The organism is Pseudomonas sp. NFX71 (genome assembly GCF_048079215.1).
GTDB classification, from domain to species: domain Bacteria; phylum Pseudomonadota; class Gammaproteobacteria; order Pseudomonadales; family Pseudomonadaceae; genus Aquipseudomonas; species Aquipseudomonas fluorescens_B.
This window is the reverse complement of the sequence record NZ_CP182230.1, coordinates 5,291,587-5,313,304: the sequence shown is the minus strand read 5'-3', so window position 1 is coordinate 5,313,304 and position 21,718 is coordinate 5,291,587. Positions and strand designations below refer to the sequence as shown.

Genomic DNA, 21,718 nt, shown 5'->3' with positions numbered 1-21,718 from the left:
TAGACGTTCGGTGGAAAACGCGAGGGTTCAACGCAGTTTCAATGGATCAACCAGTCCGGCGGCAATGGCCATGCCGACCAGGTCCGGCAGGGTATTGGCCTGCATGCGCTTCATCACGCGTGAGCGGTAGAGGTCGACCGTTTTCGCGCTGACCTCCAATTGTTCGGCGATTTCCCGGGTGGTGTAACCCTGCACCAGCGGCAGCAAGACGTCCCGCTCCCGTGGGGTCAGCGTGAGCAAGCGCGCCTGCAATGCTTCATGCCCTTGATTGCCCGAACGGTGGGTCGCGCAATTGCTGAGGGCCTGTTGCACGCTGTCCAGCAGCAATTGTTCGTTGTAGGGCTTTTCTATGAAGTCGTGAGCGCCAGCCTTGAACGCACGTACCACGATCGGGACATCGGCGTGACCGCTGACGAAGATGATCGGCAGGTTCAGTTCGCGCAAACGCATTTCTTCCTGCACGTTCAAGCCGCCCATGCCAGGCATGCGCACATCCAGCAGGACACAGGCCGCCAGACTGGCGTCGCAGGCATTGAGGAACTCGACGCCACTGGTGAACGGCAACGCCTTGAGGCCGACCGACTCCAATAACCAGACCGTCGAATCGAGCATGCCTTGATCGTCATCGACCACATACACCACGTGCTCCGCCACACCTGCCATTGCATTATTCCTGTTGTTGTTTTGTTGGGCCGGCAAGCGGCAAGCGACAGCACATCAGCAGCCCGACCGGTTGGCGCCGGGCCTGCAATTCGCCGCCGAAACCTTCAATGATGCTGCGACTCATGGACAAGCCGAGCCCCAGGCCATCGGCCTTGCTGGTATAGAACGGGGTAAAGATCTGCTCCAGTTCCGGCTCGCTCACGCCAGGGCCCTGGTCTTGCACATTGATATCCACACTGGCAGCACTGCCCTGCCCCGCCGTCATCACGATCAACGAAGGCTGGCCGGGATGTTGTTCGCGGTTGGCATCGATGGCATTGCGCAGCAGATTGAGCAGGACTTGTTCCAGCAACACCCGGTCGGCATAAACCGGCGGCAGATTATCCGGCAGTCGATCCTCGATTGTCACTTGGCAATTGCTCGCCTCCCAGTCGCACAAACGCACGGCTTCGCGGGCGACATCGGTGACATTCAGCGCCTGCATGCGACGCTGGCCTTTGCGCAAAAATGCCCGCAGACGTCGGATCACTTCCGAAGCATGAGTGGCGTGGTGGGTGATGCGCTCCAGGCCTTGTGCCACCCGGGCGGCGGCCTGGGGATTGGAATCCACAGTCTGCAAATAGCGCTGGCTGGCATTGGCGTAATTGACCACGGCGGCCAGCGGCTGGTTGATTTCATGAGCGATACCCGAAGCCAGTTCACCGAGGGTGACCAGGCGCGCGGTGTGCGCCAGTTCATCCTGATGGCGACGTTGTTGCACTTCGCGCAATTCACGTTCGGTCATGTCCCGAGCGACCAGGGAATAGTAACGCTCGCCACCTGCTGAACGGTGCGCCAACAGCACCAGCGACACTGGCACCGACGCGCCGCCACCCGGTGGTTGCAAACGCGCATCGGTGCTCCAGACGCCGTCGCGTTCGGCGCCGCTCCAGCCGTCACGTTGCAGGCGTGTCAGGTCAGCGCTGGCGAACAGTTCAGCCAGGGTCGGCATCGGCTGTTGCTCGCCAATCCCGAGAATGCGTCGTGCCGCCGGGTTGAGGTAGGTAACTTGCCCTTCGGGGGCGATAAACAGCACCGGGTCAATGTTGGCCTCGACGACTTCGGCCAGGCGCCGTTTGTTCTCTTCGGCCTGCACCCGGGCGGTAATGTCCCGGGACACGCTGACCACCTCGACCACCGTGCCAGTGTAGGTTTCACGAATCGCCCGGCTGGCGGTTTCGAACCACAGGTAATGCCCGTCCCGATGGCGAATGCGGTACGTCATCGTGTGATAACCATCCTGCTCAAGCGCATCGCGGGCGCGCTGCATCAGGCTGGCCAGTTCCTGGCCATGGAACAGGCCCTGGGCCATTTTTCCGCGCAATTCTTCCGGCCAGTAACCGAGCAATGTCCAGGAGGCGGGCGAGGCATCGAGAAAACAGCCGTCCGGTGTGTGCCGGGAAATCAGGTCGGTGGTGTTCTCGATGATCAACCGGTACAGCCGCCGCGCCTGGGCTGCTTCGCGTTCGGCCAGCACTTGCGTGGTGGCGTCGCGACAACGGGCGAGCACGCGGTTGTCCTGGGGATCGGGAATGAACGTCCAGATCAGGATCTGCGCCTCGAACTGTGCTTCGACCCCTTCAATGGCCCGTTGCTGGTCCAGACAGGCACGTACCAGCACCCGATGATTGACCGGCAGAAATCCCAGCACGTCGGTCAGCGGCTTTTCGGCCAGTAGCGCCAGCAACGCCGCGTTGAATTCCTGCGGCCGCCCCTGCGCATCGAGTAACAGGCTCGGCTGTGGATCGTGGCCCAACAACGGCGAGCCGCGCAGCATGCCGTTGACGCTACTGAGCAAGGTCGTCAGCAAATCCTGCACCCAACCCAGCCAATCGAAACTCACGCCCTCGCACACTTCCACCAGCAACAGGCCCGCCTGCCCAGGCGTCAACGCCAGATCAAATACCTGACCATGGCTGATCGCGGCGCGGCGCAGTCGGCCGGCCAACCAGCAATCCAGTCGCCGTACTTGCGCGAGATCAAGGCGCCCCGCTTCCAGCAGCCGATCGAACAACAACTGATCGCTGGCCTGCGAAGGGTCGCCCTGGCCCGGTGGAAAATGCTGGGCCGCGCCTTCGTGGCTGTAGATCCGCGCCTGGGGTTGCCAGCTCAGGTAAACCGCGCGACGCACCTCGGGGCAATCCTGCAACGCACGGCACAACGCATCGGCCCGGGCGGCCAGAGAAACGCCCTCGCGCTGCAGGCGCAACCAGCTGTGCAATCGAACGGGAGTCAGGGTCATCACGGGTCCGCTTGGTGGGGGAAGCCAAGGATATACCGGCCTTGGCGATATGACTGCAGTCATTTAGATCAGCAAGAATCAAATATAGTATATGTACTATAAGCTATAGGTTGTACTTCCATATTTGTGGTGGATTGTTATATAAAGCAGGCCGGACATAAAAGGTGACCTCAGCGGCTACGCTGAAGGGCCACCGATAGAGCTAACAATCAGCCACCGAGTACCCGCACATGTCGATCTATGAACAGGGGCTAAGCCCTTCGGCTGTCAATCACATCGCCCTGTCTCCGCTCAGTTTTCTTGAGCGTACGGCCAACGTTTACCCAGACTACCCCGCCGTCATCCACGGCTCCATTCGCCGTACCTGGGCGCAGACCTACACCCGTTGCCGACGCCTGGCCTCGGCGCTGGCCGGTCGCGGCATCGGCAAGAACGACACCGTGGCGGTGATGCTGCCCAACATCCCCGAAATGCTCGAAGTGCATTTTGGCGTACCGATGATCGGCGCCGTGCTTAACCCGCTCAACGTACGCCTGGATGCCGAAGCCATTGCCTTCATGCTCCAGCACGGCGAGGCCAAGGTGCTGATCACCGACCGCGAGTTCCATAATGTGATTCATGCCGCCATCGGCATGCTGGATCACCCGCCGCTGGTGATCGACGTCAACGACCCGGAGTACGGCGAAGGTCAGGCCGTCAGCGATCTGGACTATGAAGCCCTGCTGGCCGAGGGCGATCCGGCATTCGCCTGGCAATGGCCAGTGGACGAGTGGCAAGCCATCTCGTTGAACTACACCTCCGGCACCACCGGCAATCCGAAAGGCGTGGTCTATCACCACCGCGGCGCTTATCTGAATGCCTTGGGCAACCAGATGACCTGGGCCATGGGCAATCACCCGGTGTACCTCTGGACCCTGCCGATGTTCCATTGCAACGGCTGGTGCTACCCGTGGACCATCACTGCGCTGGCCGGTGTGCATGTGTTCCTGCGCCGGGTCGATCCACAGAAAATCCTCACGCTGATCCGTGAACACCAGATCACCCATCTGTGCGGCGCGCCAATCGTGCTCAATGCGCTGGTCAACATGCCGGAATCGGCGAAGGCCGCCATCGATCACCCGGTCAACGCCATGGTCGCCGGTGCTGCACCGCCGGCCAAAGTCATTGGCGCCGTGGAAGAAATGGGCATCAAGGTCACCCACGTCTACGGCCTGACCGAAACCTATGGCCCGGTGACGCTGTGCGCCTGGCATTCCGAATGGGATGAACTGCCGCTGGAAGAACGGGCGCAGATCAAATCCCGCCAGGGTGTGCGCTACCCGACGCTCGAAGGCGTGATGGTCGGCGACTCGAAGACGCTGGAGCCGACCCCGCGCGACGGTCAGACCATCGGCGAAGTGTTCATGCGCGGTAACACCGTGATGAAGGGCTACCTGAAAAACCCGACGGCCACCGCTGAAGCGTTCGAGGGTGGCTGGTTCCATACCGGCGACCTGGCGGTGTGTCATCCCGACGGTTATGTCGAAATCAAGGATCGCCTCAAAGACATCATCATTTCCGGTGGCGAGAACATTTCCACCATCGAACTCGAAGGCGTGCTCTACCGCCATCCAGGTGTGATGGAGGCCGCAGTAGTCGCCCGTCCCGATGAAAAATGGGGCGAAACGCCCTGCGCCTTCATCACCTTGAAGGCTGATCACCAGGACGTTCGCGAAGCCGACATCATCGGTTTCTGCCGCGAACACCTCGCCGGTTTCAAAGTCCCGCGCACGGTGATTTTCACCCTGCTGCCGAAGACTTCTACCGGCAAGATCCAGAAGTACGTGCTGCGCGACAGGGCCAAGGCTCTCTAACCCTCACCCACGTTTCACCTATCAGGCGGCAGGTGCCTTACCTGCCGCTTCGGGCTCGTGCACGCCGGATTCGGCCTGTACGGCCGGCCACCTCACACCGATAACAACAACAATGTGGAGCGCACCATGATCGACATCCATGCAACCGATACCCAACGCTGTGAACGTATTCGGACCAACCCGAAATTCCTTCAATTGGTCAGCAGCCGTTCGCGCCTGGCCTGGTCGTTGAGTGCTGCCGTGCTGGGCACTTATTACCTGTTCATGCTCGTGGTGGCGTTTGCCCCGCAGTGGCTGCACGCACCGCTTGGCGAGCATCGGATGTTGACCCTGGGCATGCCGGTTGGCGCGGCGATCATCATTTTTTCCTGGCTGTTGACAGGCTGGTATGTCTACAGCGCCAACACGCGCTTCGACGCGCTGGGCGCCGCCATTCTTGAGGAGAGCAAGTGATGCGTAAACTCATCCTCGCCGCAGCGTGCCTGTTGCCGGCTTCCGCTGTGCTCGCCGCACCCGCGTTGGGCACCATAGAAAAACAACCGCTGAACCTGCATGCCATCGGCATGTTCTTCCTGTTCGTCCTCGGCACGCTGGCGATCACCTGGTGGGCTGCACGCCAGACCAAATCCACGTCGGACTTCTACACCGCCGGCGGTGGTATCACCGGGTTTCAAAACGGCCTGGCGATTGCCGGTGACTACATGTCCGCCGCCACATTGCTGGGGCTGTCCAGCCTGGTGTTCGCCAAGGGGTACGACGGTTTCATCTACACCATCGGCTTCTTTGTCGGCTGGCCGATCATCACCTTCCTGATGGCCGAACGCTTGCGCAATCTGGGGCGCTACACCTTTGCCGACATCGTTTCCTATCGTCTGGACCAGAACAAAGTACGGATCTTCGCCGCGTTCGGTTCGTTGACGGTGGTGTGCTGCTACCTGATCGTGCAGATGGTCGGTGCCGGCCAGTTGATCAAATTGCTGTTCGGTCTCGACTACCCGGTAGCCGTGATGATCGTCGGCGCGTTGATGCTGGTGTATGTGATTTTCGGCGGGATGATCGCCACCACCTGGGTACAGATCATCAAAGCCGTGCTGCTGCTGGCCGGCGGCACGACCCTCGCGGTCATGGCCATGTCGCAGTTCGGCTTCAGCTACGAAACTCTCGCCACCAAAGCGGTCGAGGCGCATGCCAGCGGCTGGAACATCATGGGCCCCGGTTCAATGCTCTCCGACCCGATCAACACCGCTTCGATGTCCCTCGGACTGGTGTTTGGTATCGCCGGCCTGCCGCACATCCTGATGCGTTTCTTCACTGTGCCCAACGCCAAGGAAGCGCGTAAATCGGTGTTCTACGCCACAGGGTTCATCGGCTTCTTCTTCCTGGTGGTGTGCACCCTGGGCTTCGCCGCGATGGTGATCATCGGTACCGATCCGCAGTACTACGTCAACGGCGAAGTCGGCGGTGCCTTGATCGGCGGCGGCAACATGGTCGCGATGCATCTGGCCAAAGCGGTGGGCGGCAACCTGTTCTTCGGGTTCCTCTCGGCCGTGGCCTTCGCCACCATTCTTGCAGTGGTCTCCGGGTTGGCCCTGGCCGGTGCGTCGGCGATTTCTCACGATCTTTACGCCACCGTGTTCAAGAAAGGCAAAGCCACTCAGAAACAGGAAATGCGCGTGACCCGCATGGCCACCGTGGGCCTGGGCGTCATCGCGATTCTGCTGGGCATTCTGTTCGAGAAGATGAACGTCGCGTTCCTGGTGGGCCTGACCTTTGGCATCGCCGCCTCGACCAACTTCCCGGTACTGATCATGGCCATGTACTGGAAAGGCCTGACCACCAAAGGCGCGATCATCGGCGGTTTCGCCGGCCTGATCTGCGCCCTGGTGCTGGTGATCCTGTCCCCGGCCGTGTGGGTGACCGTGCTCGGTCATGCTCACGCGATTTTCCCTTACGACCACCCGGCGCTGTTCTCCATGCCGTTGGCGTTCCTGGTGATCGTCGTCGTGTCCCGCCTCGACCGCAGCGTGCGGGCCGACAAGGAACGCGATGCCTACGCCGACCAGTTCGTGCGCGCCCAGACCGGTCTTGGTGCTGCCGCCGCTTCCAGTCATTGATTGAAAGGCACGGCGCCCGGTTGCGGCGCCGTGCACAACCGTCCTGTCGAGGTTCACGTTATGCCCGAATTCAAAGCCCCTCTGCGCGACCTGCGCTTCGTCCTGCATGAAGTGTTCGACGCCCCTGCCCTGTGGGCGCGCCTGCCTGCCTTGGCTGACAACATCGATGCCGACATCGCCGACGCAATCCTTGAGGAAGCGGGGAAAGTCACCGCGCACCTGATTGCACCCTTGAACCGCAGCGGCGACGAAGAAGGCGCGCAGTGGCATGAAGGCCAGGTCACGACGCCGATCGGCTTCAAACAGGCTTATGCGACTTACATCGAAGGTGGCTGGGTCGGTTTGTCCGGTAACGCCGAATACGGCGGCATGGGCATGCCGAAGATGCTGGCGGTGCAGTTTGAAGAGATGCTTTACGGCGCCAATTCAAGCTTCGCGTTGTACTCGGCATTGAGCTCCGGTGCCTGCCTGGCACTGGATGCCCACGCCAGCGACAGCTTGAAAGAGCTGTACCTGCCGCCGATGTACGAAGGTCGCTGGGCCGGTTCCATGTGCCTGACCGAAGCCCATGCCGGCACCGACCTGGGGCTCATCCGCACCCGCGCCGAACCTCGGGCCGACGGAAGTTACAGCATCACCGGCAGCAAGATCTTCATCACCGGTGGCGATCAGGACCTGACCGAAAACATCGTCCATCTGGTGCTGGCCAAACTGCCCGACGCACCGGCCGGGCCAAAAGGCATCTCGCTGTTTGTGGTGCCCAAAGTGCTGGTCAATGCCGACGGTTCCCTCGGTGACGCCAACGCCGTGAGTTGCGGTTCGATCGAACACAAGATGGGCATCAAGGCCTCGGCCACTTGCGTGATGAATTTCGACGGTGCCAGCGGCTGGCTGGTGGGCGAAGCCAACAAAGGCCTCGCGGCGATGTTCACCATGATGAACTACGAACGCCTGTCCATCGGCATTCAGGGCATTGGCTGCGCCGAAGCGTCCTACCAGAGCGCCGTGGCCTACGCCCGTGAACGTATCCAGAGCCGCGCCCCGACCGGCGCCATGGCCCCGGACAAAGTCGCCGATCCGATCATCGTTCACCCCGACGTGCGCCGCATGCTGCTCAGCATGAAAGCCATGACCGAAGGTGGCCGCGCGTTCGCCAGTTATGTCGGACAGCAGCTCGATCTGGCGAAATTTTCCGATGACGCGCAAGAACGCGACACCGCGCAAACCCTGGTCGCCCTGCTGACACCGATTGCCAAGGCCTTCTTCACCGACACCGGTCTGGAAAGCTGCATCAACGGCCAGCAAGTGTTCGGCGGCCATGGCTACATCCGCGAATGGGGCCAGGAACAATTGGTCCGCGACGTGCGCATCGCCCAGATCTACGAAGGCACCAACGGCATCCAGGCGCTGGACCTGCTCGGGCGCAAGGTGCTGGCTGACAACGGTGCCGCGTTGCGTCAGTTCACCGGAGAGATCCGCCATTTTGCCCACCAGCCTGACGCGCCCTACTCCGCGCAACTGTTCGATGCCGTGCAGCGCCTGGAAGACCTCAGCGACTGGTTACAGGACCGGGCGGCGACCAACCGCAACGAAGTTGGCGCCGCTTCCGTGGAATATCTGCACCTGTTCGGTTATGTCGCTTACGCCTGGCTGTGGGCGCGCATGGCACAGGTGGCCCAGCAAAAACGCGGCGAAGACGAAGGGTTCTACGGGGCGAAGATCGCCACCGCCGACTTCTACATCCACCGCTTGCTGCCACGCATTTTGAGCCTCGAGCAGTCGATTCGCGCCGGCAGCGCCTCGTTGTTCGGTCTGAGTGCCGAGCAGTTCTAACGATTGAACCGCACGCGGCGCCACGCTCCTCTCTTTTCGGTGTCCGCGTTTTTTATTGATAAGCCCTCGCCCGGTTGGCGAGGGTCGCACAAGCCGTCATTCCATAATAAAAACAAAGGGGCTTCACATGGATCGCAACACCCGCATTCTCGCTACCCGACTGTTGCTGGCCGGTGGCGTCATCAGCCTCTCGGCCCCCGCCGCTGCTGACTTTATCAAGGACAGCAAGGCCAGCCTCGAGCTGCGTAACTTCTACTTCAACCGTGATTACCGTCAGGCCAACGCGGCGCAATCGAAACAGGAGGAATGGGCGCAGGGTTTCCTGCTGCGCTACGAATCCGGCTTTACCGAGGGGATGATCGGGTTTGGTTTCGATACGATCGGCCTGCTGGGCGTCAAACTCGACTCCAGCCCGGATCGCGCCGGTTCCGGTGTGCTCCAGCGTCATCGCGATACGCGCAAAGGCGCTCAGGACGAGTACGGTGAACTGGGCCTGACCGCCAAAGTGCGCGCCTCGAAAAGCACGCTGAAACTCGGCACGCTGCTGCCCAAGCTGCCGACGGTGCTGGCTAACGATTCACGGTTGTTGCCGCAAACCTTCAAGGGCGGTCAGTTGACCTCCCTGGAAATCGAAGGCCTGAGCGTGGATGCCGGTCGACTGACGCAGGTCAACCAGCGCGACTCCTCGGACTACGAGGACATGGGCATCACCCGTACCGGCGCCAAGGGCATCACCAGCCGCCATCTGGATAGCGACAGCTTCGATTTCGCCAGCCTCAACTACAAATGGACCAGTAACCTCGCCACCGGCTACAGCTACGGTCACCTCGACAATTTCTACAGCCAGCACCTGGTCAACCTGACCTATGTGTTGCCGGTCACCACCGGCCAGTCGTTGAAGACCGACCTGCGCTTCGCCCGCTCCACCGATGATGGCGGCAGCAATGTCGATAACAACGCCATCGGTGCGATGTTCACTTACAGCCTCGGCGGGCATGCGTTCGGCCTGGGTTATCAGGGCATGAGTGGTGACACCGGGTATGCCTACGTCAATGGCACCGATGCGTTCCTGGTGAACTTCGTGCAGATCGGCGACTTCGCCAGCAAGGACGAAAAATCCTGGCAGGCCCGTTACGACTACAACTTTGCCGCCCTCGGAATGCCCGGCCTGACGTTCATGACCCGCTATATCACCGGTGACAATATCGACCTGGGCGGCAACCGCCCGGAAGGCAAGGAATGGGAGCGTGATACCGATATCGGGTATGTCGTGCAAAGCGGGCCGTTGAAGAACGTCGGGGTGAAATGGCGTAATGCGACCGTTCGCTCGACCAATTTTGGCAGCGATCTTGATGAAAACCGTTTGATTGTCAGCTACACGTTGCCGATCTGGTAACCGATTCAGGTTTCACAAAGGGGACTCGCTTGGCGGCGCAGTCCTCTTTTTTTTTCGGATTTTCGCTGTGATTGCGGGCCTCTTCGCGAGCAAGCCCGCACACACATTGGATCTTCGGTGTTCGCAAGTCCCCTGTGGGAGCGGGCTTGCTCGCGAAGACGGCTTCAGGAGCACTGAAGATGTTGAGCCTGGCATCCCTCCCCCGACACCATCCCGCGGCCGCAGCCATTGTAGGTTAAGATGCCTGAAAACCAGGCTCGCCACGAGACGCCCCGCATGCCAGATAACAGTCGGAACACCCCCCGCCTGATCAAGAAGTATCCCAATCGCCGACTGTATGACACCCACACCAGCAGTCACCTGACCCTGGCGGACATACGCCAGTTGGTCGTCGACAAGATTGCGTTTCAGGTGGTCGATGCCAAGTCTGGCGAGGATCTGACGCGCAGCATCCTGCTGCAAGTGATTCTGGAAGCCGAAAGCGGCGGTGAGCCGATATTCACCAGCGACATGCTGATGGGGATTATCCAGTTCTACGGTCCATATCAGGGTGTACTGGGCAGCTACCTGGACAAAAGTATCCAGACCGTCATCGACATCCAGTCCCAGACCGGCGCGCAATCGTCCGAAGCGTGGAGCGACTTCATGCACCAACAGGCACCGGTCATGCAGGACCTGATGCGCCAGTATGTCGACCAGTCCAAGGCCTTGTACCTCAATACCCAGAACCTGTTCGGCATGTTTGGCGCCAAGCCCGGCACCGATAGCGGGCCGAAAAAAAATGGCGATGGGGAATAAACCCATCGCCATTTCTTGTGCCGCCGGCCTGATTTGACTTACTTGTTACCGCTGGTGGTCTTGGCGCTGGCTTCTGGCGCCGCTTTGGCGGCAGCGGCAGTGGCGGCGTCAAAATTGCTCTGAGCCACATCGGAAGCCTGTTTCACGGCTTTCTGTGCGCTTTCAAACACCGTACCGGCATTCGCCAGGCCCGACTTGAATGCAGCCACTACAGGCTCGGAGCCGGCCGGTGCATGCTTGCTGATCGACTCAACAAACTCATTCACCTGCTGGGTACCAGCCTCGACCTGACTCGACGTCAGTTTGGCGATGTCCGACTGCGTACCCACGATCAGCGCCTGAACCTGACGATTGAACTCGGCCAGGCGTTCGCTTTGCGCGCTCGGCTGGGTGAACGATGCCTGCAAGTCAGCAAAGCCTTGGGCATCGCGCACGGCGAGCAATTTGCGAACGCCTTCGAAATGTTCTTCGGTGGAGTCGCGCAGTGCCTTGAACTGCAGCTGGCTCAGCTGTTCAACGCTGGCGAACACTTTGCCGCTGATTTGTTGCAGCAGGTCGAGGTTGGCTTTCTGAGCGGTTTGCAGATTTTCCGGGTTGAAAAAAGACATGCTTGGATCTCCTGGTACGGGAAGGCCCGGATGGGCCTGAGGACGCGATAGCGATCCTGCCAGTCATCGCGCCGGATTGATATTGCAGCGCACAAAACCATTTGGCAATGGCTATTTTGTGCAGTGCACAATAAAGTTCGCTTCCTCGACTGATATTCCCTATACACTCGTGAAAATCGAATGGCCGGCTTGGCTTCTATTAGTCAGGGCAACATTCCCACGCATGGCGTCAGGAGTTCACGATGGGTCAGGAAGAAAATATTGCGCTGCAAGATGAAGGGCTTTCAGCCCCGTCCGGGTTGTTCGAGCACCTGAACCATCTCCAGCGCCTCAACACCCTCAACGTTCTCGACGCCGTGCAACAGCGCCAGGCCAAAACCTACGCGCCTTCCAGCCTTGGGCTACTCACCCAGCCGAACGCCGCTGACTGGCAGGAATACCTCACCGACCTGGGCCAACGCAGCGTGCTGTTCTGGGACACCTTGCGTCAGCGTGGCGACAACACCCTGGCCCACGAACGCGCCGGGTATCCGCTGCTGCTCAAGTTCGATCATGAAACCCTGATCGCCGGCGAAGACCTGCTTCGCCCGGTCAACTACTCGTTGCTGCAGATCCTCGCAGGGCCAGGGCAACGGCTCGACAGCAAAAAACAGCCGGTGATCATCATTGACCCACGCGGCGGTCACGGCTCGGGGATTGGCGGTTTCAAGCAGGATTCAGTCATCGGCGAAAGCCTGCGCGCCGGCCATCCGACCTACTTCATCTCGTTCCGCCATTCGCCATGCCCCGGGCAGACCCTGGCGGACATCGTTGAAGCCCAGGCGCGGTTCCTCGAAGAAGTCAGCGCGCGACATCCCGCCAGCGCAAAACCCGTGGTGATCGGCAACTGCCAGGCCGGCTGGGCATTGATGGGCCTGGCGGCGACCCGCCCGGAACTGCCAGGACTGATCATCGTCAATGGTGCACCTTTGTCGTACTGGGCCGGCGTCAACGGGCGCAATCCGATGCGCTACACCGGCGGTTTGCTGGGTGGCGGCTGGATGGCGCGCCTGGGCAGCGACCTGGGCAATGACCGTTTCGACGGCACCTGGCTGGTGAGCAATTTCGAAAGCCTCGACCCGGCCAACACCTGGTGGGGCAAGTACTACCACCTGTTCAGCGAAGTCGACAGCGAAGCCCCGCGCTTTCTGGACTTCGAACGCTGGTGGGGCAGCCCGACCCTGCTCAATGGCGAAGAGATCGAAATGATTGTCGACGACCTATTCATCGGCAATCAGCTGTCCGGCGGCCTCGGGCGCAAGAGCAGCGGGCTCGACCTCAAACGCATCGAAGTGCCGGTGGTAGTGTTCTGCTCCTATGGCGACAACATCACATCGCCACAACAGGCGCTGGACTGGATCACCGACGTCTATCCCAGCGATCTCGCCCTGCAAAATGCCGGTCGCACAATCGTTTACCTGCGGCACGCGAGCATCGGTCACCTGGGCATCTTCGTGTCGGGTGAAGTGGCGCGGCGTGAACACCGTGAGTTGCTGGGCGCGGTCGACGCGATCAATGAGTTGCCGGGCGGACTCTATGAAATGCTCATCGATGACCTGCCGGAAAACTCGGATACGCCGTACGCCGTGCGTTTCGAGCGAAGGCGTATCGCCGACATCCACGGTAAAGTGCAGCCGCCCCGCGACGACGATCGCGAGTTCGCACTGGTCGAACGTGCCTCTGATTTCAACAACACGCTTTATGACGGATTTGTACGGCCGTGGTTGCGTCAGTTGATCAACGAGCCGACCGCCGAACTGATGCGCAAGGCCCACCCGTTTCACCAGCAACAGGTGATGTGGAACAGTTTGAACCCGGCGCTCTGGTGGCTGGCGGGCAGTGCCGCTCAAGTGAACAAGGATCGACATCCCGCCAGCCCGTCCAATCCGTTGCTGGCCTGGCAGGAACTGTTTTCCAACCAGATACAGGACGCCTTGAACGGCTATCGGGACCTGCGTGATGCCGCTCAGGAGATGAGTTTTTATGGCGTGTATGGCGTCCTCAATAGCCTCGCCGGCAATACCCCGGGGCGAGATCTCCAGGCGCATGCCAGGCAGCATGATAAAGCCCTGACCGAACGCCTTCAGGACGCCCTGCCCCTTGGTGGTTTGATGGAAGCCTTGATCCGGATCCTGTTCCTGTTGGGCCGCGACGGCGATGAACCGGGCAAGCAAAGCGTCGAGAAACTGATCCTGCAACTGCAAGTGCTGCTGCAGGACTACAGCGCCGAGCCGCTGGACCTGCGTGAAACCCTTCGTCTGCAAAAACTGCTGGTTGCCACCCACCCTCAGGAAAGCCTGGACAGCCTGCCCCTGATGCTGGGTGCGGTCGAAGAACGCCAACAAGTGCTGGCGGCTGTCGCCAATTTGCTGCCGGAACTGCAGACCAACGGTGCGGACAACCCGTTCTGGTGCGAGCTGCACACGCTGCTCGATGTGCCGCTGCCGGGGTTCAGCCTGACCCGCTCACCCGACGAAGCCGATCCGGTTCCAGTGGTTAGCCCTGAACCGATCGCGCCAGTAACGCCGGCAAAAACGCACAAACCCGCAAAGGGCAAAAAAGGCGCGAAGAAACCTCCCGCACCCTGATGAGCAACCTGTGGGAGCGGGCCTGTGTGTGGCGAGGGAGCTTGCTCCCGCTGGGTCGCGAAGCGGCCCCAAAATCCTTGCGACTGCTTCGCAGCCGAGCGGGAGCAAGCTCCCTCGCCACACAACCCCGCTCCCGCAGGGAAAGTCACACCGGCGCGGCTTCCTCGATCTCAAACGATTCATCGGACCGGTACTGCCCCGGCGTCATGCCAAACCAGCGGCTGCAGGCTTTGTTGAAGCTGCTGTGATCATGAAAACCAAGGAGATACGCGACATGCTTCATGTTGAAGTGAGAATGACGCAGGTAGAAATCCGCCAGTTGTCGACGCACCGCGTTCAGCACGTCCCTGAATTGTGTCCCTTCCTTTTCCAGCGCACGTTGCAGTGTTCGTTTGCTGATGTTCAACGCCGCCGCGATCGATTCCATGTCGCACTGCCCCTGCCCCTGACTCAAGCGCTCGGTAATCAGCGCGCGAATCCGGCCGACAATGCAAAAACCGAACAGCAGGTCCAGCTGCGCCTCGGCGAAGCTGTCATGCAGCACCGCCAACGCTTCGTTGGCCATGCTCAAAGGCCGCATCAGCTCCTCCCGGTCAAACAAAATGCTGTCGTAAGCCGCGTCGAACTGCAGATTGCAGCCAAACAGCCGCTGATGCTCGGAGATGTCTTCGGGCTCGGGATAAGTGAACTCAACGCTCAAGGGTTGCGGTGCGTTGCCGCCCGACAGCTTGCGACAGAAACCCAGCAATGATGCCAGCCCGGCATCGGTGTATTGCCGCGGCTTGACCGACCCCTGCTGTTGATGGTCGAGCCCGGACAGACGGTAATGTTGCTGTTCCGAAGTAAAGAAAAGGCTGAACCCGGTGCCAATCAACGGACTGAAACGGACCAGGCGTTCAAGGGCTTTTTTCAGATTCAGGCTGGACATCATGGTGTAGCCCACGATCTGAAAGCTGCCGGGGTGGAAACTGCCATAGGCCCGTAGGCCAATGTCCGGATCGCCCGAGGCCTCAGTGGCCAGTTCCCAGAGTCGATAGATGGCCTTTCGCTCGCAAAACGCTCCGGGTTTATTGGCGAGATCAATGTCTAGTCCAGCCTCCCGACACAGACTGGCAACATCCAGTCCTTGAGCCGAGAGCGTATTTACCAGCACGCTGGCATAGCCTGAACTCATTTTATACATGGCGTCCTCAATGACCTGTGGAGCCGGACATCCTGTCCGGAGCCATGACTGATCTGCGATGAATCAAAATTCTAACGGGTGATGTCGTTGCCAATATTGATCCCAGTATAGGTAGTCCTCACCTTTAGCCACTGTTTCAGGCCATTCGTCGCATCGGAGTCGCCAAACCGCGCATGGCACCGTTGGACACCACACCGTCACCTCCCAACACTTCCGCATCCCCTGCCAATACCGAACAATCGCCCATCTTGCAGCGCAAAAACAAAAAAGGATTGGAGCTTATGAAGTCGCTTGGTCGTATTGCGTTGGTCACGGGTGGTATGGGTGGGATTGGCACGGCCATAAGCCAGCGCCTGTACAAGGAAGGATTCAAGGTCATCGTCGGTTGCAGCGCCGATTCCGCCCGCAAGAACGACTGGATTGCCACCCAGCTGGCAGCGGGTTACCAGTTCGAGTGCATCTACGGCGACATCACCGACTGGGAGTCGACGCGCAAGGCTTTCGAGACGGCCCACGAACAATTCGGAGCGGTGGACGTGCTGGTCAACAACGCCGGCATTACCCGCGATGCGTCCTTTCGCAAACTGACCCCCGAAGACTGGAACGCGGTGATCGGCACCAACCTCAGCGGCCTGTTCAACACCACCAAACAGGTGATCGAAGGCATGCTGACCAAGGGCTGGGGACGGGTCATCAACATTTCTTCGATCAACGGTCAACGCGGCCAGTTCGGCCAGACCAATTACAGCGCGGCCAAAGCCGGCATCCACGGTTTCACCATGGCACTGGCGCGGGAAGTGTCCGGCAAGGGCGTCACCGTCAACACCGTCTCGCCGGGTTACATCCAGACCAGCATGACCGCCGCCATCCGCCCGGACATCCTCGACACCATGATTGCGGCCACCCCGGTCGGGCGCCTCGGCCAACCCGAAGAAATCGCTTCGATCGTGGCCTGGCTGGCTTCCGATGAATCGGGCTACAGCACCGGCGCCGACTTCTCGGTGAACGGCGGCATGAACATGCAGTAGACCGATCAGGGCACGGACGCCCTGCTCCCGCAGGACAAAATTTTAATGAGGTCATGCATGAACGAAGTCGTAATCGTTGCCGCTACTCGTACCGCCATTGGCAGTTTTCAGGGTGCCTTGTCCGCGATTCCAGCCACCGAGCTGGGTGCCACAGTGATTCGCCGTCTGCTGGAAGAAACCGGTCTGGACGGCGCGCAGATCGATGAAGTGATCCTCGGCCAGGTCCTCACCGCAGGCTCGGGACAAAACCCGGCACGCCAGACGGCGATCAAGGCCGGCCTGCCCTTTACTACCCCGGCCCTGACCCTGAACAAGGTCTGCGGCTCGGGCCTCAAGGCCGTGCAACTGGCTGTTCAAGCGATCCGTTGCGGCGACGCCGAACTGGTGATTGCCGGCGGCCAGGAAAACATGAGCCTGGCGCCCTATGTGCTGCCCAAGGCACGCACCGGGCTGCGTCTGGGTCATGCGCAATTGCAAGACAGCGTGATTCAGGACGGTTTGTGGGACGTTTTCAACGACTACCACATGGGCATCACCGCTGAAAATCTGGCCACGCGGTACAGCCTCACCCGCGAAGACCAGGACGCCTTCGCCGCCGCCTCGCAACAGAAAGCGGCTGCCGCCGTCGAAGCAGGCTACTTCAAGCGTGAAATCACGCCGATCCTGATCCCTCAGCGCAAGGGCGATCCGCTGGTGTTCGATACGGATGAACAACCGCGCCCGGGCAGCACGCTGCAAGCCTTGAGCAATCTGAAACCGGCGTTCCAGAAAGACGGCAGCGTGACCGCCGGTAACTCGTCGACCCTCAACGATGGCGCCGCCGTGTTGCTGCTGGCCAGCGCCACCACGGCCCAGGCCCTCGGCTTGCCGGTGCTGGCACGCATCAAGGCTTACGCCAGCGCAGGCGTCGACCCGTCGATCATGGGCATCGGCCCGGTTCCGGCCACCCGTCTGGTGCTGGAGAAAGCCGGCTGGAGCCTGGACGACCTCGACCTGATCGAAGCCAACGAAGCGTTCGCCGCGCAATCACTGGCAGTTGGCAAGGAACTGGGCTGGGACACCCGCAAGGTCAACGTCAACGGTGGCGCGATTGCACTGGGCCATCCGATCGGCGCGTCGGGCGCGCGGATTCTGGTGTCGCTGGTGCACGAACTGATTCGCCGTGACGGCAAAAAGGGCCTGGCCACGTTGTGCATTGGCGGCGGCCAAGGCGTCAGTCTGGTCATCGAACGATAAGAAGAAACACAGGACTGCTTGCTTGACTGCTGACGCGGTGCCGAATTCCGGCACCGCGGTTTTTTTCTGCCCGGTTTACTGATGTGGGCAAGGAGTTCCATGGACAATAACGCGCACACCTTCAATACCTTCTGGTCCGGCCAGGTACCGTTCATTGCCTCCTTTGCAGTGCAACAATTACGTTTATGGGTCAGCACCAATCCGTGGTTTACCGGGCAGGAATACAACGAGTGGTTCGACTTGCCGCGCGACACCCTGGACAGCCTCCAGTCGGACTATCAGCTGCAATGGGCGGACCTCGGGCACCGCCTGATGAGCGGCCAGCCCTTCACCTTTGAGGATCGACGTTTTGCCAGTGGCAACTGGCGCGAGCCGCTGTTCGGCTCCCTCGCCGCGTTTTACCTGCTGAACGCCGGGTTCCTGCTCAAACTGCTCGACAAACTTCCGATCAAAGACAAGAAACCCCGCCAGCGCCTGCTGTACCTCGTAGAGCAAGCCATCGCCGCGGGTGCGCCGAGCAATTTTCTGGTGAGCAATCCCGATGCCCTGCAGCGGGCCGCGGACACTCAAGGCGCCAGCCTGCTCACGGGCCTGTTGCACCTGGCCAGCGACCTGCAGGAAGGCAAGATGCGCCAGTGCGACAGCGGCGCCTTCAAGGTCGGCGTCGACCTGGCCAGCACGCCCGGCGAAGTGGTATTCGAGAACGACCTCTTCCAGTTGATTCAGTACTACCCGCAAAGCGACACCCAATACCGGCGACCGGTATTCATCGTCCCGCCGTCGATCAACAAGTACTACATCCTTGACCTGCGCCCGGACAACTCGATGGTTCGCCACCTGTTGCAACAAGGTCATCCAGTGTTTCTGATGTCATGGCGCAACTTCGATAAGGCACATGCAGGCACCACGTGGGACGACCTGATCGAAACCGGCATCATCAAAGGCCTGCAAGTGACCCGTGAAATCAGCGGCGAGCAACGGCCCAATTGCGTCGGTTTCTGCATCGGCGGCACGCTGCTGAGCACCGCGCTGGCGGTGCTGGCGGCCCGCGGTGATCGCGAAATCGGCAGCGTGAGCCTGTTGACCACGTTCCTGGACTACCTCGACACCGGCCCTATCGACATCTTCGTCGACGAGCAACTGGTGGCTTACCGCGAGCGCACCATCGGTGGCGTTGACGGCCCCATCGGCCTGTTCAAGGGCGAGGACATGGGCAACACCTTCTCGCTGTTGCGCCCCAATGATTTGTGGTGGAACTACAACGTCGACAAGTACCTCAAGGGCCAGAAGCCGATCCCTCTCGATTTGCTGTTCTGGAACAACGACAGCACCAACCTTCCCGGCCCGATGTATTGCTGGTATTTGCGCCACACCTATTTGCAGAACGATCTGAAATCCGGCGAGCTGGACTGCTGCGGCGCCAGGCTCGATCTGCGCGCCATCGACGCGCCGGCGTACATCCTCGCTACCCATGACGATCACATCGTGCCTTGGCGAAGCGCCTACGCCAGCACCGAACTGCTGTCCGGCACCAAGCGCTTCGTGCTGGGTGCTTCGGGGCATATTGCCGGGGTCATCAACCCGCCCGCCAAGGAGAAGCGCCATTACTGGACCAATAACCGGGTCACGAAAAACCCCGATACCTGGTTCAAGAATGCCGAGCAACATCCCGGCAGCTGGTGGAGCGACTGGTTCGCCTGGCTCGCCGAACACGGCGGCGAACGCCAGCCTTCGGCGCCGCACAGCGGCAATGCGCAGTATCCTGCACTTGAATCGGCCCCCGGTCGGTACGTGAAGCAATGATGGACTGTCCCGTGCGATAGCTTTTATTGCGCGGGGCGGCGCGGTGATCCCGCCCCGCAAGAAAGTCAAAACACAGCACACCGGTTCAATATCCCCGAATGAATTTACGCAACCATGGCCTCCTCACTCACCCGTAAGGACCTCGCCATGGCTATCGCAAAAGCAGTTCCCGGCAAAACCCTGCTGACCCCGACCGACCACACACTGATCATGATCGACCACCAGTCGCAGATGTCCTTTGCGACCAAGTCGATCGACGCCGTGACCCTGCGCAACAACGCCGCGCTGGTGGCCAAGGCTGCACGTGGCTTCAAGGTCTCGACCATCCTCACCACGGTTGCCGAGAAGAGCTTCTCAGGCCCGATCTTCGACGAAATCAAATCGGTATTCCCGGAACACAACGTCATCGACCGTACCAGCATGAACACCTGGGAAGACGAACGCATCGCCGTCGAAGTCAACAAGATCGGCAAACAGAAAATCGTCCTCGCCGGCCTGTGGACCTCCGTGTGCATCGTCGGCCCGGCGCTGTCGGCCATCGACCAGGGTTTCGAGGTCTATGTGATTGCCGATGCCTGTGGCGACGTCAGCACCGAAGCTCATGAAATGGCCATGCAGCGCATGATCCAGATCGGCGCGCGGCCGATGACCTCGCTGCAATACCTGCTTGAACTGCAGCGCGACTGGGCACGTACCGAGACCTATGACGAAACCGTAAAAACCTCGATTGCCAACGGTGGTTCCTACGGTCTGGGGCTGATTTACGCCAAGACCATGTTCGGGGCTTCGGAAGGCCACTAAGCGGTTTCCTTTTAATAGCAAGCGACTGTGGACATTCCGCAGTCGCTGGTGCGTGGTCATTGACGATGAAGTTTCGCAAGCAAGATCTTCGCGCCGGGTTGCCCTTCTGGTTATCGATGCTGTTCGCCGGAACAGCCCTGGCTGATGAACCCGCACAAGGGTTTCTGGACGGCGCGACGCTTGACGTGCTCAGCCGCAACTTTTACCTCAATAGCGATTACCGATCCCCTTCGCCGACAGGCAAAAGCTATAAAGCGGAATGGGCTCAAGGCTTTATCGGCGCTTTTGAATCCGGTTTCACACCCGGTACGCTTGGGTTTGGCCTGGATGCTCATGCCTTTGTGGGATTGAAACTGGATGGCGGCAAGGGGCATTCCGGGACCGGATTGCTGCCCGTAAATGATGACGGTCGTAGCGAAGGCAACTACTCCAGTGGCGGTGGCGCGCTGAAAATCAGAGCCTCCCGAACCACCTTGGCCTTCGGTGAAATGATGGTCGAAACCCCGGTATTCGACACCGCGGACAAACGCCTGCAACCGGAGTACGCCACAGGCTTGCTGCTGAACAGCCGCGAAATCGACGACCTGAATCTGGTGGCCGGTCATTTCACGGCGTTCAAGAACCAGGACAGTTCGTCGGGCAAAGGCGACTTCTATGGCTATGGCGCCAACACAGAGGCTGGCGGCATTACATTTCTCGGCACCGACCTGTTCACCCAACGCCCCGTCGGCGGTGCGCTTTACGCCTCCGAACTCAGCGACACCTGGCGTCAGTATTACGCCAACCTGCACCTGAAGCAGCCCGGGGTATTCCTCGACGCCAATCTCTACCATACGCAGGACACCGGCAAAGCGCTGGCCGGCGCCATCGATAACACCGCGTTCAGTCTCTCGGGCAAGTACACCGTCGCTGCACATGCCTTCACGCTGGCGTATCAAAAAATCACGGGCGACACGCCATTCGATTTTGTCGGCGGCGATTCGATCTACCTGGCCAACTCGATCAAGTACGCCGACTTCAACGGCGCCAATGAACGCTCATGGCAGGCACGTTACGACCTCGATTTGGGCACCTTAGGGATTCCCGGCCTGAATTTCATGACGCGTTACGTCATGGGCAGCCAGATCGACGGCACCCATGCGCCCAAGGGCGGCGCCTACAACCCTTTTGATGAGTCCGTCGGTGACTACATGCCGCAACAAGGCGATGGCGGCCGGCATTGGGAGCGCGACATAGACCTGCGCTACGTCGTGCAGTCCGGCACGGCCAAAGGATTGTCCCTGCAATTGTCCCATGTGTCCCATCGAGCCAACACCGCCCAGGCAGGCGATGACATCGACCGGGTGTACGTGGTCATCCAGTACCCGCTGAACTTCGGGCATCTGTGAAGGGAAATTGGCGGAAGGCAGCCGGAGTCGAACCTGCCCGGGAACGGATGCCGTCCCCAACCGGGTTTGAAGCCCGGCCGCGCCACCGGGCGCGATTGCCTTCCTT

The 21,718-nt window shown here is 60.3% G+C and carries 16 protein-coding genes and 1 tRNA gene; 12 read left to right on the top strand and 5 right to left on the bottom strand.

Going from position 1 to position 21,718, the window contains the following annotated elements; all coding sequences use genetic code 11:
- Positions 1–27: 27 nt before the first annotated feature.
- On the bottom strand, positions 28–663 hold the full coding sequence (locus tag ACM1ZW_RS24720; protein ID WP_414880464.1) for a response regulator transcription factor: 636 nt from the start codon (positions 661–663) through the stop codon (positions 28–30).
- Between the two features lie 4 nt (positions 664–667).
- The gene (locus ACM1ZW_RS24715; protein ID WP_017338807.1) at positions 668–2,944 is read right to left on the bottom strand and encodes a PAS domain-containing sensor histidine kinase; all 2,277 of its coding nucleotides are present in this window, start codon (positions 2,942–2,944) and stop codon (positions 668–670) included.
- Between the two features lie 230 nt (positions 2,945–3,174).
- On the opposite strand from ACM1ZW_RS24715, the gene ACM1ZW_RS24710 reads away from it, so the two are divergent.
- From ACM1ZW_RS24710 to phaR, 6 genes are all read left to right on the top strand, one after another.
- Positions 3,175–4,797 (top strand): acyl-CoA synthetase, encoded by a 1,623-nt coding sequence (locus ACM1ZW_RS24710; RefSeq protein WP_017338806.1) that lies wholly within the window; start codon positions 3,175–3,177, stop codon positions 4,795–4,797.
- Positions 4,798–4,923: 126 nt separating this feature from the next.
- Positions 4,924–5,250, top strand: a complete 327-nt coding sequence (locus tag ACM1ZW_RS24705) for a DUF485 domain-containing protein (RefSeq protein WP_031318916.1) — start codon at positions 4,924–4,926, stop codon at positions 5,248–5,250.
- Positions 5,250–6,911, top strand: a complete 1,662-nt coding sequence (locus ACM1ZW_RS24700) for a cation acetate symporter (RefSeq protein ID WP_017338804.1) — start codon at positions 5,250–5,252, stop codon at positions 6,909–6,911. Before ACM1ZW_RS24705 ends, ACM1ZW_RS24700 begins: the two co-directional genes overlap by 1 nt.
- 60 nt (positions 6,912–6,971) lie before the next feature.
- Complete coding sequence (locus tag ACM1ZW_RS24695; protein ID WP_416739556.1) at positions 6,972–8,744, top strand: acyl-CoA dehydrogenase C-terminal domain-containing protein; 1,773 nt, start codon at positions 6,972–6,974, stop codon at positions 8,742–8,744.
- Positions 8,745–8,871: 127 nt separating this feature from the next.
- Positions 8,872–10,140, top strand: coding sequence for an OprD family porin (locus tag ACM1ZW_RS24690; RefSeq protein WP_414880468.1), 1,269 nt, complete (start codon positions 8,872–8,874; stop codon positions 10,138–10,140).
- A gap of 276 nt (positions 10,141–10,416) precedes the next feature.
- Positions 10,417–10,938, top strand: coding sequence for a polyhydroxyalkanoate synthesis repressor PhaR (phaR, locus tag ACM1ZW_RS24685; RefSeq protein ID WP_017338801.1), 522 nt, complete (start codon positions 10,417–10,419; stop codon positions 10,936–10,938).
- A 38-nt stretch (positions 10,939–10,976) separates the two neighbouring features.
- Here the strand turns inward: phaR and phaP are convergent, their stop codons facing one another.
- Positions 10,977–11,546, bottom strand: a complete 570-nt coding sequence (gene phaP, locus ACM1ZW_RS24680) for a TIGR01841 family phasin (RefSeq protein ID WP_017338800.1) — start codon at positions 11,544–11,546, stop codon at positions 10,977–10,979.
- A gap of 242 nt (positions 11,547–11,788) precedes the next feature.
- Here phaP and ACM1ZW_RS24675 point away from each other — a divergent pair, with 242 nt between their 5' ends.
- Positions 11,789–14,173 (top strand): DUF3141 domain-containing protein, encoded by a 2,385-nt coding sequence (locus ACM1ZW_RS24675; RefSeq protein ID WP_416739555.1) that lies wholly within the window; start codon positions 11,789–11,791, stop codon positions 14,171–14,173.
- Positions 14,174–14,318: 145 nt separating this feature from the next.
- On the opposite strand, the gene ACM1ZW_RS24670 is transcribed toward ACM1ZW_RS24675, so the two are convergent.
- Positions 14,319–15,356 carry an AraC family transcriptional regulator gene (locus tag ACM1ZW_RS24670; RefSeq protein WP_416739554.1) on the bottom strand — a complete coding sequence of 346 codons (1,038 nt, stop codon included), beginning with the start codon at positions 15,354–15,356 and terminating at the stop codon, positions 14,319–14,321.
- Between the two features lie 281 nt (positions 15,357–15,637).
- Here ACM1ZW_RS24670 and phbB point away from each other — a divergent pair, with 281 nt between their 5' ends.
- The 5 genes from phbB to ACM1ZW_RS24645 all read left to right on the top strand — a co-directional run bounded on the left by phbB (position 15,638) and on the right by ACM1ZW_RS24645 (position 21,612).
- Positions 15,638–16,384, top strand: a complete 747-nt coding sequence (phbB, locus tag ACM1ZW_RS24665; protein ID WP_416739553.1) for an acetoacetyl-CoA reductase — start codon at positions 15,638–15,640, stop codon at positions 16,382–16,384.
- A 57-nt stretch (positions 16,385–16,441) separates the two neighbouring features.
- Positions 16,442–17,620 carry an acetyl-CoA C-acetyltransferase gene (locus tag ACM1ZW_RS24660; RefSeq protein WP_416739552.1) on the top strand — a complete coding sequence of 393 codons (1,179 nt, stop codon included), beginning with the start codon at positions 16,442–16,444 and terminating at the stop codon, positions 17,618–17,620.
- A 99-nt stretch (positions 17,621–17,719) separates the two neighbouring features.
- On the top strand, positions 17,720–19,423 hold the full coding sequence (gene phaC / locus ACM1ZW_RS24655; RefSeq protein WP_416739551.1) for a class I poly(R)-hydroxyalkanoic acid synthase: 1,704 nt from the start codon (positions 17,720–17,722) through the stop codon (positions 19,421–19,423).
- Positions 19,424–19,570: 147 nt separating this feature from the next.
- Positions 19,571–20,224 (top strand): hydrolase, encoded by a 654-nt coding sequence (locus ACM1ZW_RS24650; RefSeq protein ID WP_017338794.1) that lies wholly within the window; start codon positions 19,571–19,573, stop codon positions 20,222–20,224.
- Positions 20,225–20,289: 65 nt separating this feature from the next.
- Entirely contained in the window at positions 20,290–21,612 is a 1,323-nt protein-coding gene (locus ACM1ZW_RS24645; protein ID WP_414880475.1) for an OprD family porin, read from the top strand.
- An 8-nt stretch (positions 21,613–21,620) separates the two neighbouring features.
- Here the strand turns inward: ACM1ZW_RS24645 and ACM1ZW_RS24640 are convergent.
- Positions 21,621–21,716 (bottom strand) — tRNA-Sec (locus ACM1ZW_RS24640).
- Positions 21,717–21,718 lie beyond the last annotated feature (2 nt).

What these genes read in the sequence shown, in the direction of transcription:
- ACM1ZW_RS24720 (WP_414880464.1), bottom strand. Translation starts at nt 663, where the DNA reads ATGGCAGGTGTGGCGGAGCACGTGGTGTATGTGGTCGATGACGATCAA.
- ACM1ZW_RS24715 (WP_017338807.1), bottom strand. Translation starts at nt 2,944, where the DNA reads ATGACCCTGACTCCCGTTCGATTGCACAGCTGGTTGCGCCTGCAGCGC.
- ACM1ZW_RS24710 (WP_017338806.1), top strand. Translation starts at nt 3,175, where the DNA reads ATGTCGATCTATGAACAGGGGCTAAGCCCTTCGGCTGTCAATCACATC.
- ACM1ZW_RS24705 (WP_031318916.1), top strand. Translation starts at nt 4,924, where the DNA reads ATGATCGACATCCATGCAACCGATACCCAACGCTGTGAACGTATTCGG.
- ACM1ZW_RS24700 (WP_017338804.1), top strand. Translation starts at nt 5,250, where the DNA reads ATGCGTAAACTCATCCTCGCCGCAGCGTGCCTGTTGCCGGCTTCCGCT.
- ACM1ZW_RS24695 (WP_416739556.1), top strand. Translation starts at nt 6,972, where the DNA reads ATGCCCGAATTCAAAGCCCCTCTGCGCGACCTGCGCTTCGTCCTGCAT.
- ACM1ZW_RS24690 (WP_414880468.1), top strand. Translation starts at nt 8,872, where the DNA reads ATGGATCGCAACACCCGCATTCTCGCTACCCGACTGTTGCTGGCCGGT.
- phaR (WP_017338801.1), top strand. Translation starts at nt 10,417, where the DNA reads ATGCCAGATAACAGTCGGAACACCCCCCGCCTGATCAAGAAGTATCCC.
- phaP (WP_017338800.1), bottom strand. Translation starts at nt 11,546, where the DNA reads ATGTCTTTTTTCAACCCGGAAAATCTGCAAACCGCTCAGAAAGCCAAC.
- ACM1ZW_RS24675 (WP_416739555.1), top strand. Translation starts at nt 11,789, where the DNA reads ATGGGTCAGGAAGAAAATATTGCGCTGCAAGATGAAGGGCTTTCAGCC.
- ACM1ZW_RS24670 (WP_416739554.1), bottom strand. Translation starts at nt 15,356, where the DNA reads ATGTATAAAATGAGTTCAGGCTATGCCAGCGTGCTGGTAAATACGCTC.
- phbB (WP_416739553.1), top strand. Translation starts at nt 15,638, where the DNA reads ATGAAGTCGCTTGGTCGTATTGCGTTGGTCACGGGTGGTATGGGTGGG.
- ACM1ZW_RS24660 (WP_416739552.1), top strand. Translation starts at nt 16,442, where the DNA reads ATGAACGAAGTCGTAATCGTTGCCGCTACTCGTACCGCCATTGGCAGT.
- phaC (WP_416739551.1), top strand. Translation starts at nt 17,720, where the DNA reads ATGGACAATAACGCGCACACCTTCAATACCTTCTGGTCCGGCCAGGTA.
- ACM1ZW_RS24650 (WP_017338794.1), top strand. Translation starts at nt 19,571, where the DNA reads ATGGCTATCGCAAAAGCAGTTCCCGGCAAAACCCTGCTGACCCCGACC.
- ACM1ZW_RS24645 (WP_414880475.1), top strand. Translation starts at nt 20,290, where the DNA reads ATGAAGTTTCGCAAGCAAGATCTTCGCGCCGGGTTGCCCTTCTGGTTA.